Consider the following 25205-nt stretch of genomic DNA (forward strand, 5'->3'; position numbering starts at 1 on the left):
CTCGGCGCGTCTGGCGCCGCGCCGCGTGAGTCTGGCGCCACGCCCCGACCCAGACCAGCCGGTCGGCGGGCGGCGCCACGCGTCGCGCTGTACCCGCGCGCCATCCGAGCGGCGTGCCGCGACGGCGCGGGCCTCGCGACCGGGCCGGCCGTGCTGTTCCCGGCCGTGCTGCTTCCCGCCGTGCTGTTCCCGGGTGAGGCGCCCCCCGGTGGGACGCGTCCTGGCGGGGTCCTCACCGGCGCCGGTGCGGCCAGCCGCGCCGGTACGGTCACGTAGGTGCCCGATCCGGGGCGGCTTTCCGCGTACCCGGACTCGAACAGAAGCTCGTACGCCTCCATCGGGACTCCGCGGGAGACGCCGAGCAGGGCGGCCAGTGTCCGGGTCGAGGGCATCCGGGTGCCGGCCGCCAGCACGCCCCGGTCGACCGCCGAACAGATCTGGTCGGCGAGCTGCTGCCACAGCGGCCGGGCCTGCCGCCGGTCCAGGGACACCGGAAACATCAGAGGCTGTTGGTAGCGCATGGCACCGGTGTACCGATCGCCGGCTGTGGCCGGGTTGCCGACTAGTTGCGGGCCTCCTGTTGATCGCGCCGATAGTCTGATCCCAGTCAATGTCTCCAGTCGAGGTCTCCAGTTGTCGAGGAGAGGTGACGTGCCGAACAGCACGGCCAGATCCGCGCTCGGGGCCAGCCCGCCGGCCCAGACCGTCGCGCCCGGCGATCCGCCGGCGGTCCGGCTGCTCGGCCCGATCGAGGTGGTCGGCCCGGCCGGCCCGGCGACGCTGTCCGGCACCCGACAGCGGGCCCTGCTCGGCCTGCTGGCGCTGCACGCACCGATGCTGGTGCCGCGCACCCGGCTGATCGACGCGCTGTGGGGCGAGGACCTGCCGCGGACCGCGGTCAAGACGCTGCACAGTCACATCGCCCGGATCCGCCAGGCGCTGGACGAGTGCGGGCTGCCCGGCATCCTGGTCACCCGCGATCCCGGGTACCTGCTCGCGATCGCGCCGGAGGACGTCGACGCGCACCGCTTCGAGGCGGCGGTGCGCGACGCCCAGCGTGACCTCGCCGACGGGCCGGCGGATCGCGCGGCGGCGACGCTGCGGGCCAACCTGGCGTTGTGGCGGGGCGACGCGTTCGCCGACGCGGAGCCGTTGGGCTGGGCCGCGGCAGAGGTGGACCGGTTGCACGAGCAGCGGCTGACCGCCTTCGCCGACCTGTGGGAGGCCGAGCTGGAGCTGGGCCGGCACGTGGCGGCGGTCGGCGAACTTGAGCGCCTGCTGGTCGCCTACCCGATGCGGGAACGGTTGGTGGGCCTGCTCATGCTCGCCCTGTACCGGTGCGGGCGGCACGCCGACGCGCTGGAGGCGTACCGGCGGCTGCGCGCGCATCTGGCCGAGGAGTTGGGCACCGATCCGGGGCCGGACCTCGCGCGCCTGCACGTGCGGCTGCTGCGCCGCGACCCGACCCTGGAACCGGTCGGGTCTCCAGCGGCGCGGGCGATTCAGGAACGGCAGGCCCCGCCGGGGCAGACGCCGGCGATGAGCACTCCGATGCCGGTACCCGCGCAGCTGCCCGCGAAGGCCGGTCACTTCGTCGGTCGCGCCTGGCCGCTCGGCGAGCTGGACGGCGCGCTGGATGCCGGCGACCGGCCGGGCGTCGTGGTCGTCTGCGGGCCGGGTGGCATCGGCAAGACCGCGTTGGCGGTGCAGTGGGCACACGCCAACGCCGGCCGCTTCCCGGACGGCCAGATCTTCGTGGACCTGCGCGGCGACGGGCCGGCGGCGATGACCGCGAGCGAGGCGATCGGCCACGTGCTGACCAGCCTCGGGGTGCCGGCGTCCCGGATCCCGGCCGACCCGGCCGGGCAGGCCGGCCTCTACCGGTCGCTGCTGCACCGGCAGCGCGTGCTGATCGTGGCCGACAACGCCGGATCCGCCGGACAGGTGCTGCCTCTGGTACCCGCCAGCGCCGGGGCGCTGCTGCTGGTGACCGCTCGCAGCCGGCTCGACGCGCTGGCCACCCACCACTCGGTCGCGGTGGTCAGCCTGGACGCGTTGCACCACCACGAGGCGGTGACGCTGCTGCGCCGGCTGCTCGGCGACGCGCGGGTGGACGGCGAGGCGTCGCACGCCGGGGACCTCGTCGAGCTGTGCGGCCGGCTGCCACTCGCGCTGCGGATCGCGGCCGCGAAGCTGGTCGCCCGACCGTTGCGGCCGATCGGCGACCTGACCCGGGAACTGGGCGGCGACAACCTGCTCGACGGGCTCTCCGTCGAGGGCGACTCGCGAAGCGTGCGTGCGGTGTTCGCCAGTGCGTACCGGGTGTTGAGCCGCCCGGCCGCCCGGGTCTTCCGGCTGATCGGGCTGCATCCGGGGCCGACGTTCACCGGGTACCTCGCCGCGACCGCCGCCGCGCTCACCCCGCCGGAGGCCGGGCAGGCGCTGGACGAGCTGGCCGCGGCGCACCTGGTGGCCGAGGTGGCCGCCGGCCGGTACCGGTTCCACGACCTGATCGGGGTGTACGCCGCCGAGTGCGCCCGGCGGGACGAGGCGCCCGAGGACCGGGTCGAGACGGTACGGCGGCTGCTGGGCTGGTACCTGGGCGTGGCCGGCGCGGCCAACCGCCTGATCGATCCGGGCCGCGACCGGGTTGCCCCGCCGGATCCGCCCGACCCGCTCCCGTTCGAGGCCGACGCCCAGCACGCGCTCGCCTTCCTGGACGGCGAGCGGGACAATCTGCTGCCGATCGTCCGGTACGCGGCTCAGGACGGTCCCGCGCAGCACGCTCCCGCCCAGCACGCTCCCGCCCAGCACGGTCACCCGGCCGTCGCGTGGCAGCTGACCTATGTGCTGACCGGTTTCTACGACTCCCGCGGGCACTGGACGCAGCGGGTGGAGATGTGCCGCTGGGCTGTGCGGGCCGCGACCGGCCGGGGCGGCGACGAGGGCCTGATGCGCAGCGGGCTCGGCGTGGCCTACATCATGACGCGCCGGTTCGACGAGGCACTGGACGAGCTGCACCAGGCGTTGGAGCTGATGCGCCGGTACGGCGACCAGCGCGGTGAGGCGCACGCGTACAACAACATCGCGGTCGCCTACGCCGGCATGCGCCGGTTCGACGAAGCCATCGAGGCGTACCACGAGGCGCTGACCCGGCACGGCGCACAGCAGCGGCCACTCGGCGTCGCCCTGGCTCTGAACAACATCGGCGACGCGTACGTGCGGATGGGCCGGCCGGAGCTGAGCCTGGAGTATCTCGACCGGGCCCTGGCGGCCAGCCGGGAGATCCGCAACGCGCGGCTGGAGGCGGCCTCGCTCAGCAGTCTCGGGCAGGCGCACCTGTCCAGCGGCGACATCGACGCGGCCCTGGCCCGGTTCGGTGAGGCGCTCGCGGTCCGGGAGCAGACCGGCGACCGCCGGTACGCCGCGGACACGCTCAATCATCTGGGCCGCTGCCACCTGGCACGTGGCGACCGGACGGCCGCGCTCGACCAGCTGCGCAAGGCGCTGCGACTCAGCCAGGAGATCGCGGACCAGCACCTGGAAGCGTTGAGCCTGCGCGACATCGGCCGGGTGTACCTGCGGGGCGAGGACTTCACCGCGGCCCGCGGGTACCTCAAGCTCGCCCTCGCGTTGCGGATCCGCACCCCCGACCCGTACGAGACCGCCACCATCCACCGGGACCTGAGCGACCTGGAGGAGCGGGCCGGCAACCCGGGTGAGGCGCGCGGTCACCGGGATCAGGCGATCGGGCTCTACCGCAAGGCCAACGCGTCCGCCGAAGCGGACGCGTTGGCCGCGGCGCAGGCTCCGGTCACCCCTTAGGATCGACCGGCTGCCCCGGCTCACCGGCCGAGATGGTGACCTGGCCCAGTTCCTGGGAGATCTCGCCCTCCGACGGCTGGTACAGCTGAATCAGGAAGCTGCGGTCCTGGTCGGTCGGCTTCCCGGGCACCAGCCGCACGACGCCGGTGCCGCGCTGGCTGCCCGCGGGTACCGTGATCACACCGTCCTTGACCGGCAGGTAGTCGATCCCGGCGCGGGCGGATTGGTCGACGGTGCCGAATCGCACGACCACGTCGTTCTTGGCCACCCAACCGATGGTCACCGAGACGGCGCACTCGTACGGCGGCAACTCCCAACAGATCGCGTCGTCGGCCCCCAGGCAGTTGTGGCACAGGTCCTTGACGGTCTGCACCGGCTGCGGTTCCTCCTGCGGACCGACCGCCGCGCTCTGTCGGGTTGTGGCCTCGCCTGCGCCCCCGCTCGCCTGCGCGGCACCGGCCCCGATCCCGAACGCCACCGTCGCCGCCAATACCGCCGCCATCGTCACCAGCACCGCGACCACCGGCACGGTCCGGGAACCACCTCGCCGATTCGACACCGCTTTCACCTCACCGTCTCCTCTCCAGCGACACAACCGGAAACGTAACCGGCGGCGGTTGTGGAACGGTTGTGGCGGACACCGGGCCACTGTGGCAGGCGAAGTGGGCCGGAACTGGTCCTGTCGGCGCCCGCGGCACGCCCCGCACTCTCGTCTGTGAAACCGGGTGGTAGGCGCCCGGTCGAAGCCGAGAGGGGGACGTGATGCACGTACCCAAGACACCATCCCGGCGATGGCGGTGGGCGGCCCTGCTGGTGGCGGCCGGGCTGGCCGGAACCCACCACACCTGTTGCCGATCGGGCATCAGGTGAGGACGCCGCGTTAGTTGCTTCTGCTGCGCAGCCGGTACACCGCGGTCGCCGAGCGGTTGACGGCTCGGCTGGGACGGGGGACCGGTGCGTTGGGGGCGCCCGTGACGGCACCTGTGACGGCGCCCACGCTGCCTTTCGCGGTCAGTCGCTGATCGGCTTGTAGCGGATCCGCAGGTCGACCTCGGCTCCGGCGAATGCCTGCGTCCATCGCTCGGGAAGGCTCGCCGGTCCGATCCGGGTGCGCTCGACCCGGTCACCGATGTGCAGCCGTATCCGCGACGAGGTCTGGTCGCCGTCCACCCTCTGGACCACCTCGACCTGCCGCAGCTCACCGAGCGGGTACCTGGTGATGTCGCGGTTCGCCCGGATCAGCGTCAGCTCGCCGTCCGTCAACCGCATCTCCACCACCGCCCGCCGGTCGGCCAGGAACTCCCACACCGCGGCGACCACGGCCAGCGGTACGAGCGCTCCGGGCGCCAGCAGGACCCGGCCGGACCCGTGACCACTCGCGAAGCAGGCCACCAGGATCACCGGGACCAGGGAGGCCGCCACCATCGGGCCGCCACTGTGGCGCAGTGTCCAGTAGGGATCGTCGCTGTCCGCGTACCAGACGAGCGGTTCACCATCGCCCATACCGACATGATGACCGCCGCCGGCAAGGGCCACGGCTCGGCCGTGCCGGCAGGCCTCATGCCGGTGGACAGCCAACGTCCCTAGAAATCGGGGATTCGGCCGGTGGCCGTCGCGATTGCCGGCTGGATTGCCGGCGGTTGCTCACCGCAGGAAGTCCAGCAGGTGGCTGGTGGTCTCGTCGGGAGCCTCCTCCGGGATGAAATGGCCGACCGGCACCGGCTCGCCGCGAACGTCATCGGCCCATTCCCGCCAGATCGCGAGCGGATCGTCGTACAGCTTCGCGACCGAACCCCGCTCAGACCACAGGAACAGCACCGGGCAGGCGATCCTCCGGTTGTTGCCGCGATCCTCCTCGTCGTACCGGCAGTCCAGCGTCGCCGACGCCCGGAACTCCTCACAGATCGCGTGTGCCGTGGCGGGATCGCTGAACTGCCTGACGTACTCCGCCCGTACCTCGGGCGGGAAGGCGTCCTTCACTTCCGGCCAGACGCCGAGCATGTAGTCCACCAGCACGGCCGGGGCCGCGCCAATGAACTGTTCCGGCACCGGTTCCACGGCGGCGAGGAAGGACCAGACCCAGTAGGCGAGGCTGAACGCGCGGTCGGCCCGGCGGTACGCCTCCCCGACCGGGATGACGTCCATGACGGCGAGTCGGGTCACCGCGTCCGGGTGGTCGAGCGCGAGCCGGTAGCCACAACGGGAACCGCGGTCGTGGGAGACGACGGCGAACCGGTCGTAGCCCAGGTTCCGCATGAGCTCGACCTGGTCCCGGGCGATCGCGCGCATGCTGTAGGGCTCGTGGTCCGCGGTGCTGGGCGGCTTGCCGCTGTCGCCCCAGCCGCGCAGGTCGGTGGCGACGACCGTGTACCGCTCGGCGAGGCGGGGCGCCACCCGGTGCCACATGAGGTGGGTCTCCGGAATGCCGTGCAGGAGGAGGACGGGCGGTCCGGATCCGCCGCGGCGCCCGTGGATCGTCGTCACCGACGTCGAGATGTCGAAGACCTCGAACCCGTCGAACACCGGTCACCAACCCCCACCCACGGGCGTCCGGAAAGCCTGAAATGACGGTATCAGGAGCGGCGTGATCGGGCGGGCGTTTCCGTGCGGTGTGCGCCGGGCCGTGTTGGGCCGTGCCTGGCTGCGGCGGCCGCGAACTAGCCACCTGCCGGTACGGCTGCGTGGGTGACTGTCCTTGAAGGGAGGGCCGGGGGCCTGGCGGAACCAGGCTCCCCGGCCCGTGCGGCGATTAGGGGCTGGTGCAGGTCGGTGTCGGCGTCGACGCACTGCCGGTACCGGTGAATCCGAACGTCGTCGAAGCGCCGGCGCCCAGCGCCCCGTTGTAGGAGACATTCTTGACGGTGACCGCCGAGCCGCTGGTGCTCAGCGTGCCGTTCCAGAGTTGGCTGATTCCCTGGCCGCTGGCGAGCGTCCACGTCACGGTCCAGCCGTTGATAGCCGAGGATCCGGCCTTCACTGTCACCTCACCCTGGAAGCCGCCCTGCCAAGAGTTGACCGTGCGGTACGTCGCGGTGCAGGCACCGGCCGGCGGCGGTGAGGTCGGCGGGTTCGAGGTCGGTGGGTTCGAGGTGGGCGGGGCCGACGTGGGCGGGGCGGACGTCGGTGGGGCGGACGTGGGCGGGTTCGAGGTGGGTGGGGCCGAGGTCGGGGTGCCGTCGGTAAGGGTCGGCGTCGTCCAGTCCCGCCAGTCGGCCAGGTTGCCGGCCTTGCTGCTGGAGATCCTGATGACGCCGGCGGCGTTGCCGGTCTTCAGGAGGAACTTCTGGAGGTTCTGCTGGAGCGGAGTCTTCCACTCCGGTCGTACGGCGCAGTGGGTCCCGTCCTGGATGTCGGACCAGTAGCTGATGTTCTCGCCCGCGCCGAGTGCTTTGTAGACTTCGGCTCCGCCGAGGGCCGCGACGCTGCCGGACTTGGCGGCCAGCCAGTCGATGTGGGGGTTTTCCATCATGAACAGTCCCCGGGGTGCGACCATGGCGACCATTTCGTGGGTGTCCACGGGCAGGGTGTTCGGGTTGCCGGTGAAGGAGTTGAACGCGTCTCCGAGCCAGGGTTGTTCGGAGTAGGCGCTGCTGAGCGGTTGGGAGCCTGATTCGCCGGGGATGCCGCGGAAGATGGGGGCTCCGCCGCTGCCGGACTCGATGGGCATGGTCAGGGCGATGCGTTCGTCGAACGCGCCGGTGACGAAGGCGCCCTTGCCGTACCGGGAGCATCCGGTCACGCCCATCGCGTCGGCTTTGAGGATGCTGCCACCCGATTGCTGGATGACGTCGATGATTCGGCTGACACCCCAGGCCCAGGCCATCAGCAGTCCAGTGCTGCTGTTGGAGCCGTAGAGGCTGTAGAACGCGCCTTGTTTGTTGGTGCGGGGTGTGCCTTCGGCGCCGACGGTCAGGGGGTTGTAGTTGATGACGGCCACGCCGGCGCCCTGGATGGTGGAGGTGTCCGCGCCGAGGCCGGCGAAGACCACCACGGCAGGGAACGGGCCGTTGCCGCTGGGCAGGCTCACACTCGCCGAGAAGCTGGTGCTCTTACCGTTGTCGGACACGTTGACGGTGATGCTGGTCCGCGACACCGTCCCGGACACGGTGGCGGGCTTGGCGGGCTTCGTACCGTAGACGTATCTCTCCGCCAGTTGTTTGATTTCTTCCCGCCGGCAGATCCAGTCGGACTTCGTGGTGATACGCGTACCGTTGAGCTTCTTGAACGGATCGGGAAGCTTCGCGTTGCTGGTCAACGAACCGGGCAACGACACCGCACAGTTCGCACCCTCATCTTCGACACCGATCGCCGCGGGCGCGGCGGTCCCGCTGGCTACTACCGCTACCGCTCCGGCGACCGTGAGCGTCACCGCTGTTGCCAGCACGACGACCGTCGAACGGAGCCGAGAGCGGCCTGAGCTTATGGTCACTGGGGCTCTCCTTCCGGGAGGGATGGAAGCGACTACCGCGATCGATTGATCGATGGTCACGGATGTCAAGTACGTTCAAGGGTTGAGCAGTAAACTGTCGGACGTCAATATGTTTCCGGAAGTTTTCCGGTCATTTTCGCCGTTCGTCGCGGGGTGATGAGCGAGCGCGGACGCGACCCGTGGCGACCCCGTCGCGACGGCCCTGCGGGTACGCGGCCGGATCGGCTCGGCGGTGCCCACCGCTTCGCCGTGACCGGAAGGGCCGCCGCAGCCGGAAGGGTTGCGGTGCGTCAGATCCGGCGCCGGATCGGGCATCAGATCCGACCTCAGATCCGGAACTCTTCCGGAGCGGGCGCCGGCACGCCGGGCCAGCGAGACCGCGGCACGTCGGACTACTCTGCGACTCGGTGCCGGGGTTCGATGGTGGGGGCGCACCAGGCGCAGCGGACCCACGACGATCGGGGGAGCACATGAGCGAGGGCGAAGCCGCGTCGCGGGTGGGCTCCGGAGGAGCGGAGCCGCGTGTCGACACCCCGCGTATCGACATCTCGGTCGCTCACCCGGCCCGTCGCTACGACTATTGGCTCGGTGGCAAGGACAACTTCGCCGCCGACCGGGAGTCCGGCGACGCGGTCGCCGCCGCGTTCCCCACCATCCGTACGGCAATCGTGGAAAATCGCAGGTTTCTCCGCCGAGCCGTCACCCACCTGGCGCGCGACTTCGGCGTCCGCCAGTTCTTGGACATCGGCACCGGCATACCCACCAGCCCCAACACCCATCAGGTCGCCCAGAGTTTCGCACCGGACGCCCGCATCGTCTACGTCGACAACGACCCGATCGTGCTCGCCCATGCCCGCGCGTTGCTCACCGGCACCCAGGAAGGCGCCACAGCCTACATCGATGCGGATCTCCGCGATCCGGACGGCATCATCGCCCACCCCGAGCTGCGACGCACCATCGACCTGTCCCGACCCGTCGGGCTGATGCTCGTCGCCATCCTGCACTTCATCGCGGACTCGGACGATCCGCGCGGCATCGTCGCCCACCTGGTCGGCGCGCTGCCATCCGGCAGCTACGTCGCCCTCACCCACGGGACCGCCGACCACATGTCCGCCGAAGAGTCCGGCGTGGTGACCAACGCGAGCAACGGCAACGTCGCCGTCGACCTGCATCTGCGCACGCGCCGGCAGTTCACCGACTTTCTCACCGGCCTCGACATCGTGGAACCCGGTGTCGTGCCGCTCGCCGAATGGCGCGCGGACGGGGAGGAACAGCCCCGGCCGTCGAAGGAGGATGTCTCGATGTGGGGCGCGGTCGCGCGGGTCCCGTAGCCGGTCGCTTGTTTCCGGTCGTTTCTTCGCTGGTCGTTTGTTCGGCGGTCGTTCGTTCGCCAGTCGTTGGCTGCTAGTCGTTTGGCTGCTAGTCGTCTGGTTCCCGGTCGTCGGGTTGATGGTCGTCTGATTGGCCGGCGGGCGTTTAGGGTGGTCGCATGCGGCTGTCACGCCGGAGCCTGACCGTAGCCGCCACGGCGGTCGTCCTGTTGGCCATCGGCGCACTGGTGGCCGATGGTGTCGATGGCGCCCTCGGCATCTCCACCGCCCCGGCCAGCGCACCCGTCGAGCATCCGGCCGTCGCCCCGGCCCACTCGATGGTCGCGCCGCCGCGGTGGGTCGCCGTCTCGGTGCCCGCGGACAAGCGGGTCACGCTGGCCGCCGACGCGGTCGCCGCCGCGCTCGCCGGCCGCGGCCTGCTCCGGCCCACTGTCCAACCGGCTGGCTCGGGGTCGGCGGGCTCGGGATCGGCGGGCACCGGGCCGGCGGGCTCGGGGTCGGTGGGCTCGGGATCGACCGGCACTGCGCCGGCGGGTGCGACGCTGCGGGTGGTGCTCGTCGCGTCGCTGCCGGGATCGCCGCCGCCGGGACCACCACCGACGGGATCGCCGCTGCCTGGATCGCCACCGACGGGATCGCCGTCGCCGGGGGCGGCGCTGCCGGCGAGCGACGAGGCGTTCCGGATCCGCAGCGACGGACGCGGTGGGGGACTGGTCCTCGAAGCCAGCTCCGTCGCCGGTGCCGCCAGCGGTCTCTACACCGTCGCCGACCGGATCCGCTCTGGGGAAAGCGTGCTGCCGGCCGGCGACGACGGCAGAGTGGTGGTGCCGCGGCTCGGGTTGCGGATGACCGACCTCGGCTCGGTCGGCCTCGACCCCGATCCGGCGCGGTTCGCCGCCGGTACCGACTACAACCTCAACACCGACGTGGTGTCCAGCGCGATCCTGCCCCGCGCCCCGTGGGTCGACCAGCACGCGGTCGCGGCCATCTCGGCGCAGTACCGGCAGTTCGTCGACCACGCGCTCGTCGAGGGGTACAACGCTCTGACCCTGCCGGGCTTCCTGGAGTACGTCACGTTCGCCGGCACCGGGGTCTACCCGGCCGGCGACCCGCACGTCGCCCGCGCCCGGGCGATGGTCGCCGCGTTCGGCCCAGTCTGGCGCTACGCCCACGACATGGGAATGAAGGTCTACGTCAAGACCGACATGCTGGCGCTGTCACCGCCGTTGAAGGCATACCTGACGGCGACCGCCGGGATGGACCTCACCAGTCCGAAGCTGTGGTCGGTGTACCAGGACGGCATCAGGGAGCTGTACGCCGCCATGCCGTTCCTGGACGGCATCATGCTGCGGGTCGGCGAGGGCGGCTCCGACTACAGGCTGGCCGGCTGGGACTACTACTCCGAGATCGACGTAACGACGGTACCGGCGGTGCAGGCGATGCTGCGCGCGTTCCTCCGGGTCGCCGACCAGACGGGTATCGATGTCATCTTCCGTACCTGGAGCGTGAGCCTAGGCGACGTCGGCGACATGCACACCGATCCCGACACCTTCGCCAAGGTGCTCGACGGCATCGATGATGAGCACCTGATCGTGTCCACCAAGTACGTGGCCGGCGACTACTACAGCTACCTCCCGCTCAATCCGACGCTGACGGTCGGCCGGCAGCGACGCATCATCGAGTTCCAGGCCCGCCGCGAGTTCGAGGGCTTCGGCTCGCTTCCCAACGACCTCGGCGACCTCGAACAGCAAGCGTTGCGCACACTGCTGGCCGCCAACCCGAACATCATCGGCGTGTGGGTCTGGACCCAGGACGGCGGCCCGCTGCTGGCCGGTCCGCGGACCCTGTACCTGCGCGCCGGCTTCTGGCAGCTGTGGGATCTCGACGTCTACCTCACCTCGCGCCTGGCCCGGGATCCGGACACCGACACCGGACAGGCCACCGGCGACTGGATCCGGCAGACGCTGTCCACCGATCCAGGCACCGTCGACGCGCTCTCGCGCGCCTTCGCGTTGTCCCGGCAGGCGGTGACCGACGGCCTCTACATCGGCCCGTTCGCGAGCCGGTCCGTCAAGGCGCTCGGCCTGCGGCCGCCACCGATGATGTGGATTTTCGAGTGGGACATCGTCACCGGCGACACCGCCACCCTGGACAGCATCTACGCGGTCAGCCGGGACCAGGTCGACCAGGCCATCGCCCAGGGCGACCGCGCCGTCGCCACGGCACGCCAGATGCAGGCACTCATCGACGGTACCGGCGCGGCCACCTGGGCCACACCCGCGCTGCGTCAGTCCATGATGGACACCGCCGCGTACCAGGTGAATCTGTTTCAGACCCTCGGTGCCTACCGGACCATGGTGCTGCGCCACGCGCGGTGGCTCGACAGCGGGTCGGCGGCCGACCAGCGCGCGTGGCTCGCGGCGCGGGCGGCGTACCAGAAGGCGCGCGAGGAGCACCTGCGGCGCTACGCCGGCGATGTCGACCTGCCGGCGTACAACTTCGCCGCTGCCGATCTCGGCCTGGCCCGCGACGATCGCGACCAGACCATGGCCTGGCTCGCCCGCGTCCTACTCGCCCTGCTGCTCGCCGCGCTGGCCGCCGGAGGGCTGGCCAGCCGCGCCGCCGGACGCGCCGGGACGGGCGCCACCCGCGGACGGTGGAGCACCTGGCCCGGGATGGCCGCCCTGCGCGCGTTGTGGATCGGCGCGACACAACCGTGGCGGGTCGCCGGCATCGAGTCTCCGTCGGTTTCCCCGGCGCGGTCGTGGTCGCGGCTCGATCGGGTGCTGGTCTGGCTGATCCCGGCGGCCGTGCTCGCCGGGAGCCGGGCCATCTACGCCTGGTTCGCCGCGCCGGCCCATCTGATCCTGGTGCTCGGCGGGTGGCTGCTGTTCGCGCTCGCGCTGCGGCTCCTGATCGGGCGCGCCGACCCGTTCCGGCTGTGGGCCGCGGTCGGCGGCGCCGCGATGCTGCGTACCGTCATCCTGCTCGTCGCGTTGGTCAGCCGCGGGCCGGGCCGGTACTGGTACCTGTTCTGGACGGCACCCACCTCGCGATCGGTCTACATCACGGTCGCGTTCGCCGCGTTCGGTTGGGTGTTCGTGGTGGCATTCCTGGCGTTGCACGACGGGTACGGGCTGGTGCGCCGCCGCGCAATGGGCCGGGTGGTCGCAGCCACCGGGGTCGTGCTGGCCGTACTCGGTGGGCTGGTCGCCGCGATCGGCCTGGAACGCGCACTGACGATCTGGAACGACCAGTTGGCGCTGCTGCCCTGGGGACTGGCGCGCATCCTCGGCATCACGGTGTATCTGGGAATACCGGCATCGATCCCGGATTATGTGTCGGTCGCTGGCGCGGTGCTCGTCGCCGCCGGGCTCGCCCTGGGCTGGCAGGGGCGTCGCCGAGCCGCCGGCAGGGACCGCCGGCAGGGACCGCCGGCCAACCGTTCCGCCCTCGGTTGCCGGCCCGGCCGCGCTAGGTGCCGAGCACTCCGGTGTAACTCAGTCTTGAGGCGTCCGCGCCGGTCGGCCGTCCATTGGGACGGCCGACCGGGCGTTAGCCCCCGCACGACTACCAGTGCAGCGGAAGCGTGGCGATGAAGGTGTTGAGCAGGCCGGAGATGATCTGGTCGTCGTGCGCCGAAGGGTGCCAGTCGCAGCCCATGCGGTCAAGGTTCGGGTCGTCGTAGTACCAGTAGTAGACCCGGCTGTCGCCCGCGGCGTTGCGGTCCTTGACGATCTGCTGTGCCGTGCTGGCGAACACCGTGGTGTTGGACAGCAGCGTGGCGCTGACCACGATGATGGCGTTCGTCCCGTACCGGGAGCGGAGTTTGTCAATGAAGCCCTGGTAAGCGGTCTTGTACGCGGCGACCAGTTGGTCCACGGTGGACCACGGCTCGTTGGCGTTCAGCGCGGTGGAGAAGTCGTTGATGCCCAAGCCGACCACGACCAGTTGCGGGCGCCAGGTGCCGGGGACGGGCCACGGATCGGTGTTCACCGCCTGCAGGGTCCGGTCGTAGTACGTGCGGAAGTCGGTGCCCGGGCTGCTACCGCCGTAGTTGCGAACCATGCCCATGCCCGACCAGGCATTGATCTGGTAGTCGGCGTTGAGGCTGTGCGCGGTCAGTGCCCCGAAGCTCTTGTCGGCGTCGCTGTTGGCGGTGACGCCACCGTTGGTGGAGCAGTCGCGGGTGGTGGACAGGTTGCCGTACCCGGCGGTGTATGAGTCGCCGATGAATTCGATCTGCCGGCTGCGGGCGACCGGCTTGTTGAGGATGCTTCCGCCGGGTGCGGCGACGAACCCGCCGAACTGGCCCGCGGCCCACTGGCTCTCGGTACGCTTGACCAGCCGTACCGTGTGGTCGGTGTTGCTGAGGTTGTTGACCCAGTAGGTGGTCTGGCCCGGAGTGATCACGGTGGCGACCGTGGCGCCGTCGACCTGGACGTCGTAGTCATTGTTCGCGTCGTTGAGCACAATGCCGACACCGGTGCCGTGGACCCGGCCCTCGAAGTAGACGCCGGGCCAGGTGTACTGAACGGTGGAACCGTTGTCCTGGACCCGTCCCGCGGTGTTCACCTGGTTCAGCACCTTGACTGTGGGCGGCGGGGACGTGGTACCGGTGCTCGGGGACGGGCTGGGGGAGTTCACCGCCCCGGTGCACACGGTGCCGTTGAGCGAGAACGTCGTCGGTACCGGGTTGGCACCGGTGTCGGAGCCGGTGAATCCGATCGACGTGGAGGCGTTGGTAGCCAGGGAACCGTTCCAGCTCGCGTTGGCGGCCGTGACGTGCGTGCCGGACTGTGACCAGTTGGCGCTCCAGCCCTGGGCGACCTTCTGCCCGCTGTCGGGGAAGTCGAACGTGAGGGTCCAGCTCGATATCGGACCCCCGAGGTTGGTGATGGCCACGGCTCCGTTGAAACCGCCGGGCCACTGGTTGGTCACGCTGTAGGTGACGGAACATCCGAGGGCCGCGGCCGTGGCGGGTAACGCGACGGCCACGGTACCGGCCGCGAGCACAAGCCCGACGGCGCAGCCCGTTGATAGTGCGTGTCGACGATTCATCAGATCTCCTCGGTCCTGACGAGATCATCGATGGAAGCGCATGTCCCAGGCTGGCGGACAATGCCCGCCGTGTCAAACGGCACAGGGGCGTATCGGCGAGTGAAGCTGGGTAACTGCCTGTGCTTGAGTGGGGTGCCACACCGGAACCGTTGTGGTGCAACGGAGAAGAAGCAGAACGCCGGCATGAGGGTGATCCTCCTATAGATCAACCGGTGATCGGACCACGATAGGTGGCAGCGATGGGGTGCCGGCTGGAGCTGTCGATCGAGATGAGCGAGTGTGTGCGGCGCCAGGGTGGTCCTCGTCTTGGAATAAGCCGTTGGCAGGCGAGATCTCGCGCGAGAGTATGGCCACCATGCCGGACACGGGAACTGTCGTTGCGGTCGCGCAGCTCGCGCTGGCTGTGGGGGAACTGGACGCTAACCGGCAGGCGGTCAGGGCGGCGGTGGCGGAGGCGGCGGCCGCAGGTGCGCGGCTGGTGGTGCTGCCGGAGTTGTCCGACTCGGGATACGTCTTGTCGGATGCTGACGAGGCACGATCGTGCGCGTCGCCGGCGGCAACTGGGGTGACGCTGCGCGAGTGGCGCTCGCTGGCCGGTCGGCACAACCTGACCATCGCCGGCGGGTTCTGCGAGCTGGGGCCGGACGGGAAGGTGTACAACAGCGCGGCGATCGTTGACGCATCTGGCACGAGGGCCGTGTATCGCAAGGCGCACCTGTGGGATGCCGAGAAGAAGATCTTCACACCCGGCGACGACCCGCCTCCGGTGGTGGAGTTGCCGTTCGGCAGCGTCGGGCTCATGATCTGCTATGACCTGGAGTTTCCGGAGTGGGTGCGGCTGGCCGCGCTGCGTGGTGCTGATCTCATCGCGGTCCCGGTGAACTGGGCGGCGTCGGGTTCGCCCGCGCCGCCTGGTGAGCGATCCGGTGAGGTGATTGCGGCGCAGGCGGCAGCCTCGTCCAACGGCGTGTTCATTGCCGTCGCGGACCGATGCAAGACCGAGCGTGGCGTGGACTGGCTAGGCGGCTCGGTCATCATTCGGCGTGGTGGCTACCCAGCGGCCGGGCCGTTGTGCCAAGACCGCACGGCCGTCCTGACGGCCACGGTCGACCTCCGACTGGCACGGGACAAGCGGATCGGTGAGCTGAATGACCTGTTCACCGACCGGCGGCCGGATCTGTACGCCCGGCTATGGGACGTTGCTTAGCCGGCCGCGATGACCGCAGGCTAATGAGGCCATTCCGCACGACGGGTTGATGACTGATCGTGGTCATGTGGTTCGGGTGTGGTCGAAGTGAACAGGACCAGGGCCGCGGGCGCCCGGGCCGCGAGCACGACACCACCGCGGTACGTACCCACAGCCCGGAAGAGCCGGAGCCGCCGCGAAGAGTCGTGGTCGCCGGGGAGTCGTGGAAACCGGACGGTCATGGTCGGCGCCACCGCGAAGCCGTGGCCACAGGGAGGCTCAGCGGCGGACCGCCGTCGCGAGATCAGTGGTCATAGCCAACTCGACCTCGTCGCCGTAGCCGGACAGCGTCGCGATCAGTTCGGCCGTCAGGTCGTCGCGCACCTCGGGCGGCAGGATCAGGTGTGCCGACGTGGTGTTGATGCGCGCCACGTAATCGGGCACCGACATCCGGCGCGTCCAGTGGTACCGGCGCGTACGCAGGTCCGTGAAGTAGGTGCGCGCCTCCGCGTACACCTCGGGCCATCCCTCGGGGACGCTGACGATCCTGTCCGGGTCGGACTCGGCAGTCGGCTCGTCGTGTACCGAGCGCGTCTCGATGCCACGGCGGTCGTAGGCGGCCGTGTACGCGGTCGCGACGCGCGGGTCGGCGTAGTGGTCCTCGTTCCAGAACAGCGCGATCACGCCGCCGCCGCGGATCGCGGCACCGGCGTTGGCCCAGCGTGTCTCCGGATCGGTCCAGTGCCACGCCTGCCCGCTGATCAGACCATCGAAGCCGGGCGCACCGGCCGGCCGCGCCGCCGACCACTCCTCGAACGTTGCCACGTCGACAGCCACGTCCACGGCCACGTCGACGTCCACAGGCACGGCCACATCGACGTCCACGTCCACAGGCACCGCCACGTCGGCGGCCACGGCCACGTGCGGGTCCGCGTCGCCGGACAGCTTCGCCGACAGCACGGCCGCCATCTCCGGGTCCGGCTCGACGCAGGTCATGGCCATGCCGCGGGCCGCGAACGCGACGGTGGCGATGCCGGTGCCGGCGCCCACCTCGAGGATCCGCCGGCCGGGCACCATCGCGACCACGTCGTCGACGAGTTGGTCCGGGTACCGGGGCCGGTACTTGTCGTAGTCCGCGGCGGCCGGGCCGAAGCTTCGCGCGCGGACGCTGTAGATGTCGGTCACGGTTCGCCTTCCGATGGCTCGCGGGTCCGGACGCGCTCAGGGATTTGCGTGGTAGAAGTTGCGCTCCCATCGGTGCCGGGCCAGGATCGCGCGCCGCTGCTCCGGCAAGCCCCGCCCGTCGCCCACCGCGGCGTTGCGCTCGACGTTGCGTACCGTGCGCATGCCCGGGATCACCGTGGACACCGCCGGGGAGGACAGCGTGAACCGCAGCGCCGTCTCGGCCAGCTCCTCGGGCTGGATGCCGAGGTCGGCGACCAGCGCGTCGACCCGCCGCTGGACCTGTGCGCGCCGGTCGCCGGCGAAGTACCGGTTGCGGAAGTCGCCCTCGGGGAACGTGCTGTCCTCGGTGATCCGGCCGGTCAACCCGCCCTCGTCCAGCGCCACCCGGACGATCACGCCGACGCCGTGCTCCGCGCAGGCGGGCAGCAGCTTCTCCTCCGGCGCCTGGTCGAACACGTTGTAGATGACCTGTACGGTGTCGACCAGCCCGGAGCGCACCAACTCCACCGCGTTGTCCGGCTCGTGGTCATTGTTCGAGATGCCGAAGAAGCGAATCTTGCCCTCTTGCTTGAGCGCCTGGATGGTTTCCAGCCAGTCGCCCCGGCCCACCCAGTCGTCGCTCCACACGTGGAACTGCAGCACGTCGAACGCGTCCAGCCCGGACGCCCGCAGGCTCGTCTCCAGACTGGCCCGGATGTGCTCACCGGGGAACGCCGCCATCGGATCGATGCCGCCCGGTGCCGGCCACAGCCCATTCTTCGGCGGCACCTTCGTGGCGACATAGACCGGTTCGCCCCGGTGCTCACGGAGCACCCGGCCGACGATCCGCTCGCTCTCGCCGTACCCGCGGGCGGTGTCGATGAAGTTCACGCCCAGCTCGATCGCTCGGCGTAGGGCGCGCACGGACTCGTCCTCGTCGGCGCCGATCCAGCCCGAGGAGCCGATGCCCCAGGCGCCGAAGCCGATCTCCGATACCGACAGGCCGGTCCGGCCGAGCGGACGGTGATGCATGGTGAGCCTCCCAGGTTGATCCACGACGGGCAGCGCATCGCATGGTAAGCCGCGCCGCGGTCACGGCGCTCCGGCGGGGCACCGGGGGACGCCCGAGGGGAGGCGGCCGAGAAGAGGCGAGGTATGCCGGGAGGATGCCGAGGGACGCCGAGGGACCCCTGGGGGACGCCGGGGGAGGCCGAGGGACGCTGGGGAAAACCGAGGGATGCCGGGCGGTGCCGCGCCGACGCAGGGGTGCGTTCCGGGTGATTCCCGGAGGTGCCGCTTGCGGCAGGCTGAGACAGTCGGGATATGCGCAGCGACCTTTTTGGCTCGGACAAGCTGGAACGCGAGTCACTCCAGCCGGGCCTCGCCCTGCAGAACAGCAAGATGCTCAAGGTGGAGCTCGAGGGCGAGTGCCTGGCGCGTACCGGTTCGATGGTGGCCTACCAGGGCGACGTGCGGTTCCAGGCGCTCGGTTCCGGCGGGGTCGGCCGCTGGATCAAGCAGAAGATGACCGGCGAGGGAGTACCGCTGATGCGGATCTCCGGCCGGGGCGATGTCTTCCTCGCCGACCGGGCGGCCGACGTCCACCTCATCGATCTGGACCCGGGCGACTCGCTGACCATCAACGGCCGCAACGTACTGGCCTTCGACGCGGCGCTCGACTACGACGTGCGGATGGTCCAGGGTGTCGGCATGATGTCCGCCTCCGGCCTGTTCAACTGCGTGTTCAGCGGGCAGGGCCGGATCGCCATCACCACCCGTGGTACCCCGGTCGTGCTGCAGGTGGACCAGCCGACCTACGCCGACCCGCAGGCCGCGATCTGCTGGTCGGCGAGCCTGCGCACCGGATACCACCGGGCCGAGCAGCTCGGCCTCGGCACGCTGCTCGGCCGGCGTACCGGCGAGGCGTTCACGATGAGCTTCGCAGGTCAGGGGTTCGTCGTCGTGCAGCCGTCCGAGGAGGTCCACCACGGCCTGGGCGGTGAGGGGCAGCAGGGCGGTTCGGGTAACCAGGGGCTGCTCGGGGGGCTGCTGGGCGGCTAGGCCCACCGGGTGGGCCAACCGAGCAGCCCCGCCGGGCGCGTTGTGGTCGGGGCGGATCGGCTACGAGGTCGGCAGCGTCCCGGTTCCGCGGTACCCGCGGTAGTTGCGGATCAGCAGGTGCGTGTCGATGATGTCCGACGACGCGCTCTCGATCGAGCGGTAGATGCCCCACTTCGGGCGTACCCGGTCGTCCTGGTCGGGGATGTTCAGGTTGGACTTGGTGCCGTCGACCACGACCGGCGCACTGCTGCCGGTGCCGTTGCGGGCCACGAACCTGGCGGTACCCTTCGCCCCGATCGTGAAGGTCCACTGCACGGTGATCCACTTGTCCCGCAGTGGCGCCAGGTTGGTGGTCGCGATGGCCGGGTTGCCCGAGGTGCTGTCGGCCTGTGCCCGCAGGATCTCGGTGCTGCCGCTGCGGCTGGGGGACAGGGTGATCCACGGGCCACCGTTGGTGGCGACCGTCTTGAGCTGGAAGATGTGGGTGAAGTGGCTCGTGCCGTGCAGCGTCGAGGGGATATACATCTCGTACGTGATGCTCCACGTCTCCCCGTCGTGCATGGACAGGTAGTCGCCGTCGGTCACCATCCCCTTGGACTCGGTGCGTTGGCGGTCTCCGTCACCCGTGGAGTCCAGGTCGTCCTTGTAGATGTCGAACCGGTAGTGGTCGCCCTCCACGTAGACGTACTTCCGGCCGGGATGCAGGTTGGCGCGGTCGGCCTCGATGCCCTCGAACGCGTCGAGCCCGTCACTGCTCGGGCTTGGTGACCAGAGCAGCTGCGGAGCGGCGGGAGCAAAAGCCGGCACGCCGTCCGTCGATGCCGACGCCAATGTCGACGTCGTCGCCGTCGTCGACGCCGATGCCGATGCCCAGCGGCTGAACGCCAACGGCGCGCCGGCGGCAGCAGCGGCGAGCGAGCCGAGTACCGCCCGGCGGCCGGGCCCACGGCGGGTGAGGCCGCGGCGGGTGGGGTTGTCCGTCATGGTTCTCCTCTCTGAGCGCCAACCGCGCGGACACAAACCGGTGCCGCGCGAGGACGTACCGCGATTCGGTGGGGGACACCTCGGGGCGGGACGGTCGGGGCCCCAGCGGCGCGAGCCGATGCAATCACCAGACGTAGGCAACCGTCAATAAATACTCTTAAGAATTCGCAGAGTTTCCGCTGGACAGACAGCGGGTCGAGGTCGCGTGAGGGTCCGTGGCCGCCGGGCTGAGCAGCCGGCGAGGCGACGGCCGCCGGGCGGAAATCGCTATTGACGACGCATCCAAGAGATCCTATGTTCCGGGTGTTTCGCGGCCCTCTTCGGGGTTGTCACCGGTCCAGGGCGGGCGACTCATCCGATCTCCTCGCCCTGCGAGAAAGCCTGACCCACGAGAAGAACTGACCCACGAGAAAGCCAGCTCTACGAGAAAGCCAGCTCTACGAGAAAGGCGGACGGCCTTGGTACGTCATGGTTTCCTGGCCAGGTCGCGAGGACGCTCGCGCCCCGTGCCGGCAGCTCTGGTCGCGCTCGTCGCGATCGTGGTCGCGATGCTCGGGCTGGGTGCCCACCCCGCCCGAGCCGATCTGACCAACCCCCGGCAGGATTTCCTGCGCGCCTCGACCTCGGGCCTGTTCCTGCACTGGGGAATGCTCACCTCGCCGGGCTACACCAGTTGTACGGCGTGGGAGAGCGCCATCACCAGCGGCGGGTGGAGCGCGGACTACTGGGTCAGTGAGGCGCAGAAGCTGCGCGCCAGTTATCTCGTGCTCGCCACGTTCCACAGCAAGCTCGGCTACGGCCGCGCCTGGCCGTCGAGCATCCCGGGCACGTGCAGCACCAAGCGCGACTTCCTGGGTGAACTCATCACCGCGGCGCACGCGAAGGGGCTGCGGGTCATCCTCTACATGACCAACGACGCGCAGTGGCACGACCTCAACGGCCACGAGTGGATGGACTCGGCCGCGTTCTCCGCGTACGCCGGGCACACCGTCGACCTCGACACCCAGGACGGCTTCGGCGAGTACAGCTACGACAACTTCCTCGACGTCATGAAGAGCCACCCGGCGCTGGACGGGTTCTGGATCGACAACGACAACCAGTACTGGCTGGACCACGACCTCTACGAACAGATCTACCAGCTGCACCCGAACATGACGCTGTCCAACAACAACGAAGACACGCCGATCATGGACATGATCAGCAATGAGCAGAAGACCGGGATGACCCCGGCGTACGACATGCCGCAGGCGTACTACACCGCACAGCCCCGGCTCACCGAGGCCGACTACAAACTGCCCTCCACGGGCAACTGGTGGTACGACGGCTCGAACTCCACAGTGGACTACGCGCTGAACCTCGGGCGCTACATCGCCAACGCTGGCAACTCCGTGAAGTCCCTGATGGCCGAGACCGCGATGGTCAACGGCAAGTTCCCGTCGAACCAGGCCAACTTCAACAACTTCATGGACACGTACCTGCCGCCGATCTGGTCGTCGATCAGCGGGGACGAGGGCGGCGGGTACATGTACGGCGGCATGCCGGGCGGCAACTTCGGCAACGGCGCGTACGGGTACACCACCGTCAACAAGTCCGACGCCAACCTCCAGTACGTGCACGTGGTCACCAAACCCACCTCGGGCAACTCGGTGAAGCTGCGGGACAGCGGGTACGTGGTGTCGAGCGTGACGAACCTCCGTACCGGTGCCGCGGTGTCCTTCAGCCAGGGCAGCGGGTACCTGACGATCAGCGGGGTGTCGGGCTGGGACCAGTACGACACCGTGTTCAAGGTGATGATGTCCGGCCGGACCGGCATCGAGACCGGCGTCACCGCCACGGCGACCGCCTCGGCCAGCGGCCACGCGGCCGCCAACCTGGTCGACGGCTCATACCTCAACTACTGGGACAGCAACGACACGACGCCGGTGTCCATCACGCTGGACCAGAAGTCCGCCAAGAAGGCCGCCTACCTGGCGATCAACCAGCGCGAGGACACCATCACCCAGACCGCCACGTCGTCGGCGCGCATCAACGCGTACAAGATCCTGACGAGCAACGACAACAGCACCTGGACCACCGTCAAGTCCGGAAACCTGCCCAACGTGCGAGGCGTGCAGTTCATCGACATCGGCGCCACCGCGCGCTACGTCCGGCTGGAGGTGGACAGCACGTACGCGTCGTCGAAGCAACTGCGCGTCGACGAGCTGTGGCTGGGCACCGGGTACGCGGGCGGCGGTACCACGCCTCCTCCGGAGACCACGTACCAGGCTGAGGCGTCGGGCAACACGCTGTCCGGCGCGGCCGTCGTGGCCACCTGCTCGGCCTGTTCTGGCGGCGCGAAGGTGCGCTTCATCGGCAACAACTCCAGCAACTACGACATCGTCAACAACGTCAACGTGAGCGCCGCCGGAAGCCACCAGCTCACCATCGCGTACGAGGTCGACGGCACCCGCACGTTCGACCTGAGCGTGAACGGCGGCGCGACGGTCGCCGTGCCGTGCACCGGTACCGACTTCAACTCACCCGCCACCACGACCGTCACGGTGACCCTCAACGCCGGCAACAACACCATCAAGTTCTTCAACAACAGCGCCTACGCGCCCGATCTGGACGCCATCTCGGTCAGCTGACCCCCGTCGTGGGCCCGGTGCACCGGCGCCGGGCCCACACGTTGGGCCCACCATTCGGGTCCGCCGTTTGGGCCCACCATTTGGGTCCACACGTTGGCTCACAGAGGAGAACGCCATGTTGGTAAGGATTCGCGGCCTGACCGTGCTCGTCACGGCGGTCCTGCTCATCACCGGAGCCCCGGCAGCCACCGCGACAGCAGCCCCCGCGACGGTCGGCGCCGCCACGGCCGTGCCGGCGGCCGATTCCCTGCTGTCCCAGGGAAAGCCGGTCACCGCCTCGTCATCCGGCGGCTGCTGCCCGCCGAGCTATGCCGTGGACGGCACGACTTCCACCCGGTGGGCCAGCGGTGCCGGCGTCGATCCTCAATGGATCTACGTCGACCTGGGTACCGCGGCGAACCTCAGCCGGGTGGTGCTGACCTGGGATCTGTCCTGTGCGACGGCGTACCAGGTGCAGACGTCGACCGACCACTCGACCTGGACGACCGTCTACAGCACCACGGCGGGCGACGGCGGGGTCGATGACCTGGCCGTGACCGGCCGTGGCCGCTACGTCCGGATGTACGGCACCCACCGCTGCCGGACCGACTCCAGCAAGGGCTACTCCCTGCAGGAGTTCCAGGTGTACGGCAACACCGGCGCCGCCGACACCCAGCCGCCCACCGTTCCGACGGACGTGACGGTCACGGTGAACGGTTGCGACTCCGCCACCGTGGCGTGGACGGCGTCCACCGACAACGTGGGCGTCGCGTTCTATGACATCTTCCACGACGGGCAGCTCATCACATCCGTGGCGGGCACCGTGACATCCGGCGGCATCACCGTCGTCGGCGGCGTCACCTGGGGCGTGTACGTCCAGTCGCGCGACGCGGCCGGAAACGTCTCCCAGGCCAGCGCGACGGTCACCGTCACGCCGCCGCCGTGCCAGGTGGACACGACCGCGCCGAGCGCGCCGACCGGGCTGACCGGCTCGGCCTCCGGTACCAGTGTCAGCCTGCGCTGGACCGCCGCCACGGACAACGTCGCGGTCACCGCGTACGACATCTACCGGGACGGTGCCAAGGCCGGTACCGTGCCGGGAACCAGCACTGCCCCTCCGGCAACCACGTTCCTGGACAGCGGGCTGGCCGCCAACCACACGTACGCGTACTACGTGGTGGCTCGCGACGCGGCCGGCAACACCTCGGCGCACAGCAACCAGGTCTCGGTGACCACCGGGTCGAGCTGCGCCACGGTCTGCGCGGTCACCCAGCTCGCGACCGACACTGACATCCCGTGGGGCCTGGTCACCCTGCCCGACGGCACCATCCTCTACAGCCGCCGGGATGCTCACGACATCGTTCATCTCAACCCCGCCACCGGGGCGAAGACCACGGTGGGAACCGTACCCAACGTGGAGAGCACCGACGGCGAGGGCGGCCTGCTGGGCCTTGCCATCGGGCCGACATTCAACACCGACCACTGGCTGTACGTGTTCCACACCAGCCCGACCGACAACCGGATCGTGCGGTTCACGTTCGCCAACAACACGATCGGCGGTGAACAGGTCCTGCTGACCGGGATCCTGCGCAACAAGTACCACAACGGTGGCCGGCTGCGCTTCGGGCCGGACGGGAAGCTCTACGCTGCCACCGGCGACGCGCAGAACGGTGCCAACGCACAGAACCTCAACAGCCTGAACGGGAAGGTCCTGCGGCTCAACCCGGACGGGTCGATGCCCTCGGACAACCCGTTCGGCAACTACGTGTGGAGCTACGGGCACCGCAACCCGCAGGGGCTGGCCTTCGACTCTGAGGGCAGGCTCTGGGAGCAGGAGTTCGGCAACAGCGTCATGGACGAGACGAACCTCATCACCAAGGGCGGCAACTACGGCTGGCCGAACTGCGAGGGAACCTCGTCGCAGGCCGGTACCGGCTGCGGCACGTCCGGCTACCTCGCGCCCAAGCACACCTACCCGGTGGCCGACGGATCGTGCAGCGGCATCGCCATCATCCGGGACGTCCTGTACGTCGCCTGTGAGCGCGGCACCCGGCTGTACCGCGAGGTGATCAGCGGCAGCAGCCTCACCAACGTCCAGCAGTTCTTCGTGGGCACCTACGGCCGGCTGCGGACGGTCGAGCCGGCGCCGGACGGGGGCATGTGGATGACCACGACCAATACCGGTGACAAGGACAGTACGCCGAACAACAGCAACGAGAAGATCCTGCACGTCGACCTGGGCTGACGGTCTGGCCCGGGCTGTCGGTCTGGCCCGGGCTGACGGTCGACCTCAAGAGGCGACCTGGATTGACGGTCGACCGCAGGCGGCGGCCGGCGCTCCACTCGGGAGTGCCGGCCGCCGCTCCGTGGATCCGGTAAGCGACGGACAGCCCGCCCGTCAGCGCCACCCGCGACAGCGCCGCCTCCGACAGCGCTACCTGCGACAGTGCCGCCTCCGACAGCGCTACCTGCGACAGCGCCACCTCCGTCAATGCCACATCCGAGAGCGTCACCCGTGTCAGCACCGCCCGCGACAGCGCCGCCTCCGACAACGCGGC

General features: G+C 69.9%; 16 protein-coding genes. 7 read left to right on the forward strand and 9 right to left on the reverse strand.

The features are described 5' to 3' along the window. Window positions 1-521: GntR family transcriptional regulator (locus tag Raf01_RS12490; RefSeq protein WP_203917993.1), on the reverse strand; the 521-nt coding region annotated here is incomplete at its 3' end. A gap of 130 nt (window positions 522-651) precedes the next feature. On the opposite strand from Raf01_RS12490, the gene Raf01_RS12495 reads away from it, so the two are divergent. Further along, the gene (locus Raf01_RS12495) at window positions 652-3825 is read left to right on the forward strand and encodes an AfsR/SARP family transcriptional regulator (RefSeq protein ID WP_203917994.1); all 3174 of its coding nucleotides are present in this window, start codon (window positions 652-654) and stop codon (window positions 3823-3825) included. On the opposite strand, the gene Raf01_RS12500 is transcribed toward Raf01_RS12495, so the two are convergent. The 4 genes from Raf01_RS12500 to Raf01_RS49475 all read right to left on the reverse strand — a co-directional run bounded on the left by Raf01_RS12500 (window position 3815) and on the right by Raf01_RS49475 (window position 8254). Next, window positions 3815-4384, reverse strand: a complete 570-nt coding sequence (locus tag Raf01_RS12500; protein ID WP_203917995.1) for a hypothetical protein — start codon at window positions 4382-4384, stop codon at window positions 3815-3817. The genes Raf01_RS12495 and Raf01_RS12500 overlap by 11 nt on opposite strands. Before the next feature lie 452 nt (window positions 4385-4836). Then, the gene (locus tag Raf01_RS12505) at window positions 4837-5328 is read right to left on the reverse strand and encodes a hypothetical protein (RefSeq protein WP_203917996.1); all 492 of its coding nucleotides are present in this window, start codon (window positions 5326-5328) and stop codon (window positions 4837-4839) included. Window positions 5329-5469: 141 nt separating this feature from the next. Beyond that, complete coding sequence (locus Raf01_RS12510) at window positions 5470-6348, reverse strand: alpha/beta fold hydrolase (protein WP_203917997.1); 879 nt, start codon at window positions 6346-6348, stop codon at window positions 5470-5472. Window positions 6349-6574: 226 nt separating this feature from the next. Then, on the reverse strand, window positions 6575-8254 hold the full coding sequence (locus tag Raf01_RS49475; RefSeq protein WP_239133555.1) for a cellulose-binding domain-containing protein: 1680 nt from the start codon (window positions 8252-8254) through the stop codon (window positions 6575-6577). Window positions 8255-8724: 470 nt separating this feature from the next. Between Raf01_RS49475 and Raf01_RS12520 the strand changes: the two genes are divergently transcribed. Further along, the gene (locus Raf01_RS12520) at window positions 8725-9585 is read left to right on the forward strand and encodes an SAM-dependent methyltransferase (RefSeq protein ID WP_203917998.1); all 861 of its coding nucleotides are present in this window, start codon (window positions 8725-8727) and stop codon (window positions 9583-9585) included. Between the two features lie 158 nt (window positions 9586-9743). Then, window positions 9744-13184 (forward strand): hypothetical protein, encoded by a 3441-nt coding sequence (locus tag Raf01_RS12525; protein WP_203917999.1) that lies wholly within the window; start codon window positions 9744-9746, stop codon window positions 13182-13184. Here Raf01_RS12525 and Raf01_RS12530 read toward each other — a convergent pair. After that, window positions 13156-14646, reverse strand: coding sequence for a cellulose binding domain-containing protein (locus Raf01_RS12530; RefSeq protein ID WP_203918000.1), 1491 nt, complete (start codon window positions 14644-14646; stop codon window positions 13156-13158). The two genes, Raf01_RS12525 and Raf01_RS12530, sit on opposite strands and share 29 nt — an antisense overlap. Before the next feature lie 355 nt (window positions 14647-15001). Here Raf01_RS12530 and Raf01_RS12535 point away from each other — a divergent pair, with 355 nt between their 5' ends. Further along, window positions 15002-15853, forward strand: a complete 852-nt coding sequence (locus Raf01_RS12535; RefSeq protein ID WP_203918001.1) for a nitrilase-related carbon-nitrogen hydrolase — start codon at window positions 15002-15004, stop codon at window positions 15851-15853. A gap of 258 nt (window positions 15854-16111) precedes the next feature. Here Raf01_RS12535 and Raf01_RS12540 read toward each other — a convergent pair whose 3' ends face one another. Further along, window positions 16112-17017, reverse strand: coding sequence for a class I SAM-dependent methyltransferase (locus tag Raf01_RS12540; protein WP_203918002.1), 906 nt, complete (start codon window positions 17015-17017; stop codon window positions 16112-16114). 36 nt (window positions 17018-17053) lie between these two features. Then, entirely contained in the window at window positions 17054-18028 is a 975-nt protein-coding gene (locus tag Raf01_RS12545) for an aldo/keto reductase (protein ID WP_203918003.1), read from the reverse strand. Window positions 18029-18319: 291 nt separating this feature from the next. On the opposite strand from Raf01_RS12545, the gene Raf01_RS12550 reads away from it, so the two are divergent. After that, entirely contained in the window at window positions 18320-19057 is a 738-nt protein-coding gene (locus tag Raf01_RS12550; RefSeq protein ID WP_203918004.1) for an AIM24 family protein, read from the forward strand. 60 nt (window positions 19058-19117) lie between these two features. Here Raf01_RS12550 and Raf01_RS12555 read toward each other — a convergent pair whose 3' ends face one another. Then, window positions 19118-20041 (reverse strand): hypothetical protein, encoded by a 924-nt coding sequence (locus Raf01_RS12555; RefSeq protein WP_203918005.1) that lies wholly within the window; start codon window positions 20039-20041, stop codon window positions 19118-19120. A gap of 506 nt (window positions 20042-20547) precedes the next feature. Between Raf01_RS12555 and Raf01_RS12560 the strand changes: the two genes are divergently transcribed. Both Raf01_RS12560 and Raf01_RS12565 read left to right on the forward strand, forming a co-directional pair. Continuing rightward, window positions 20548-22668 (forward strand): discoidin domain-containing protein, encoded by a 2121-nt coding sequence (locus tag Raf01_RS12560; protein ID WP_203918006.1) that lies wholly within the window; start codon window positions 20548-20550, stop codon window positions 22666-22668. A gap of 115 nt (window positions 22669-22783) precedes the next feature. Next, window positions 22784-24892: a PQQ-dependent sugar dehydrogenase gene (locus Raf01_RS12565; protein ID WP_239133556.1), complete on the forward strand. Its 2109-nt coding sequence runs from the start codon at window positions 22784-22786 to the stop codon at window positions 24890-24892. The last annotated feature ends 313 nt before the right edge of the window (window positions 24893-25205 follow it).

Source organism: Rugosimonospora africana, assembly GCF_016862975.1.
Lineage (GTDB): Bacteria > Actinomycetota > Actinomycetes > Mycobacteriales > Micromonosporaceae > Rugosimonospora > Rugosimonospora africana.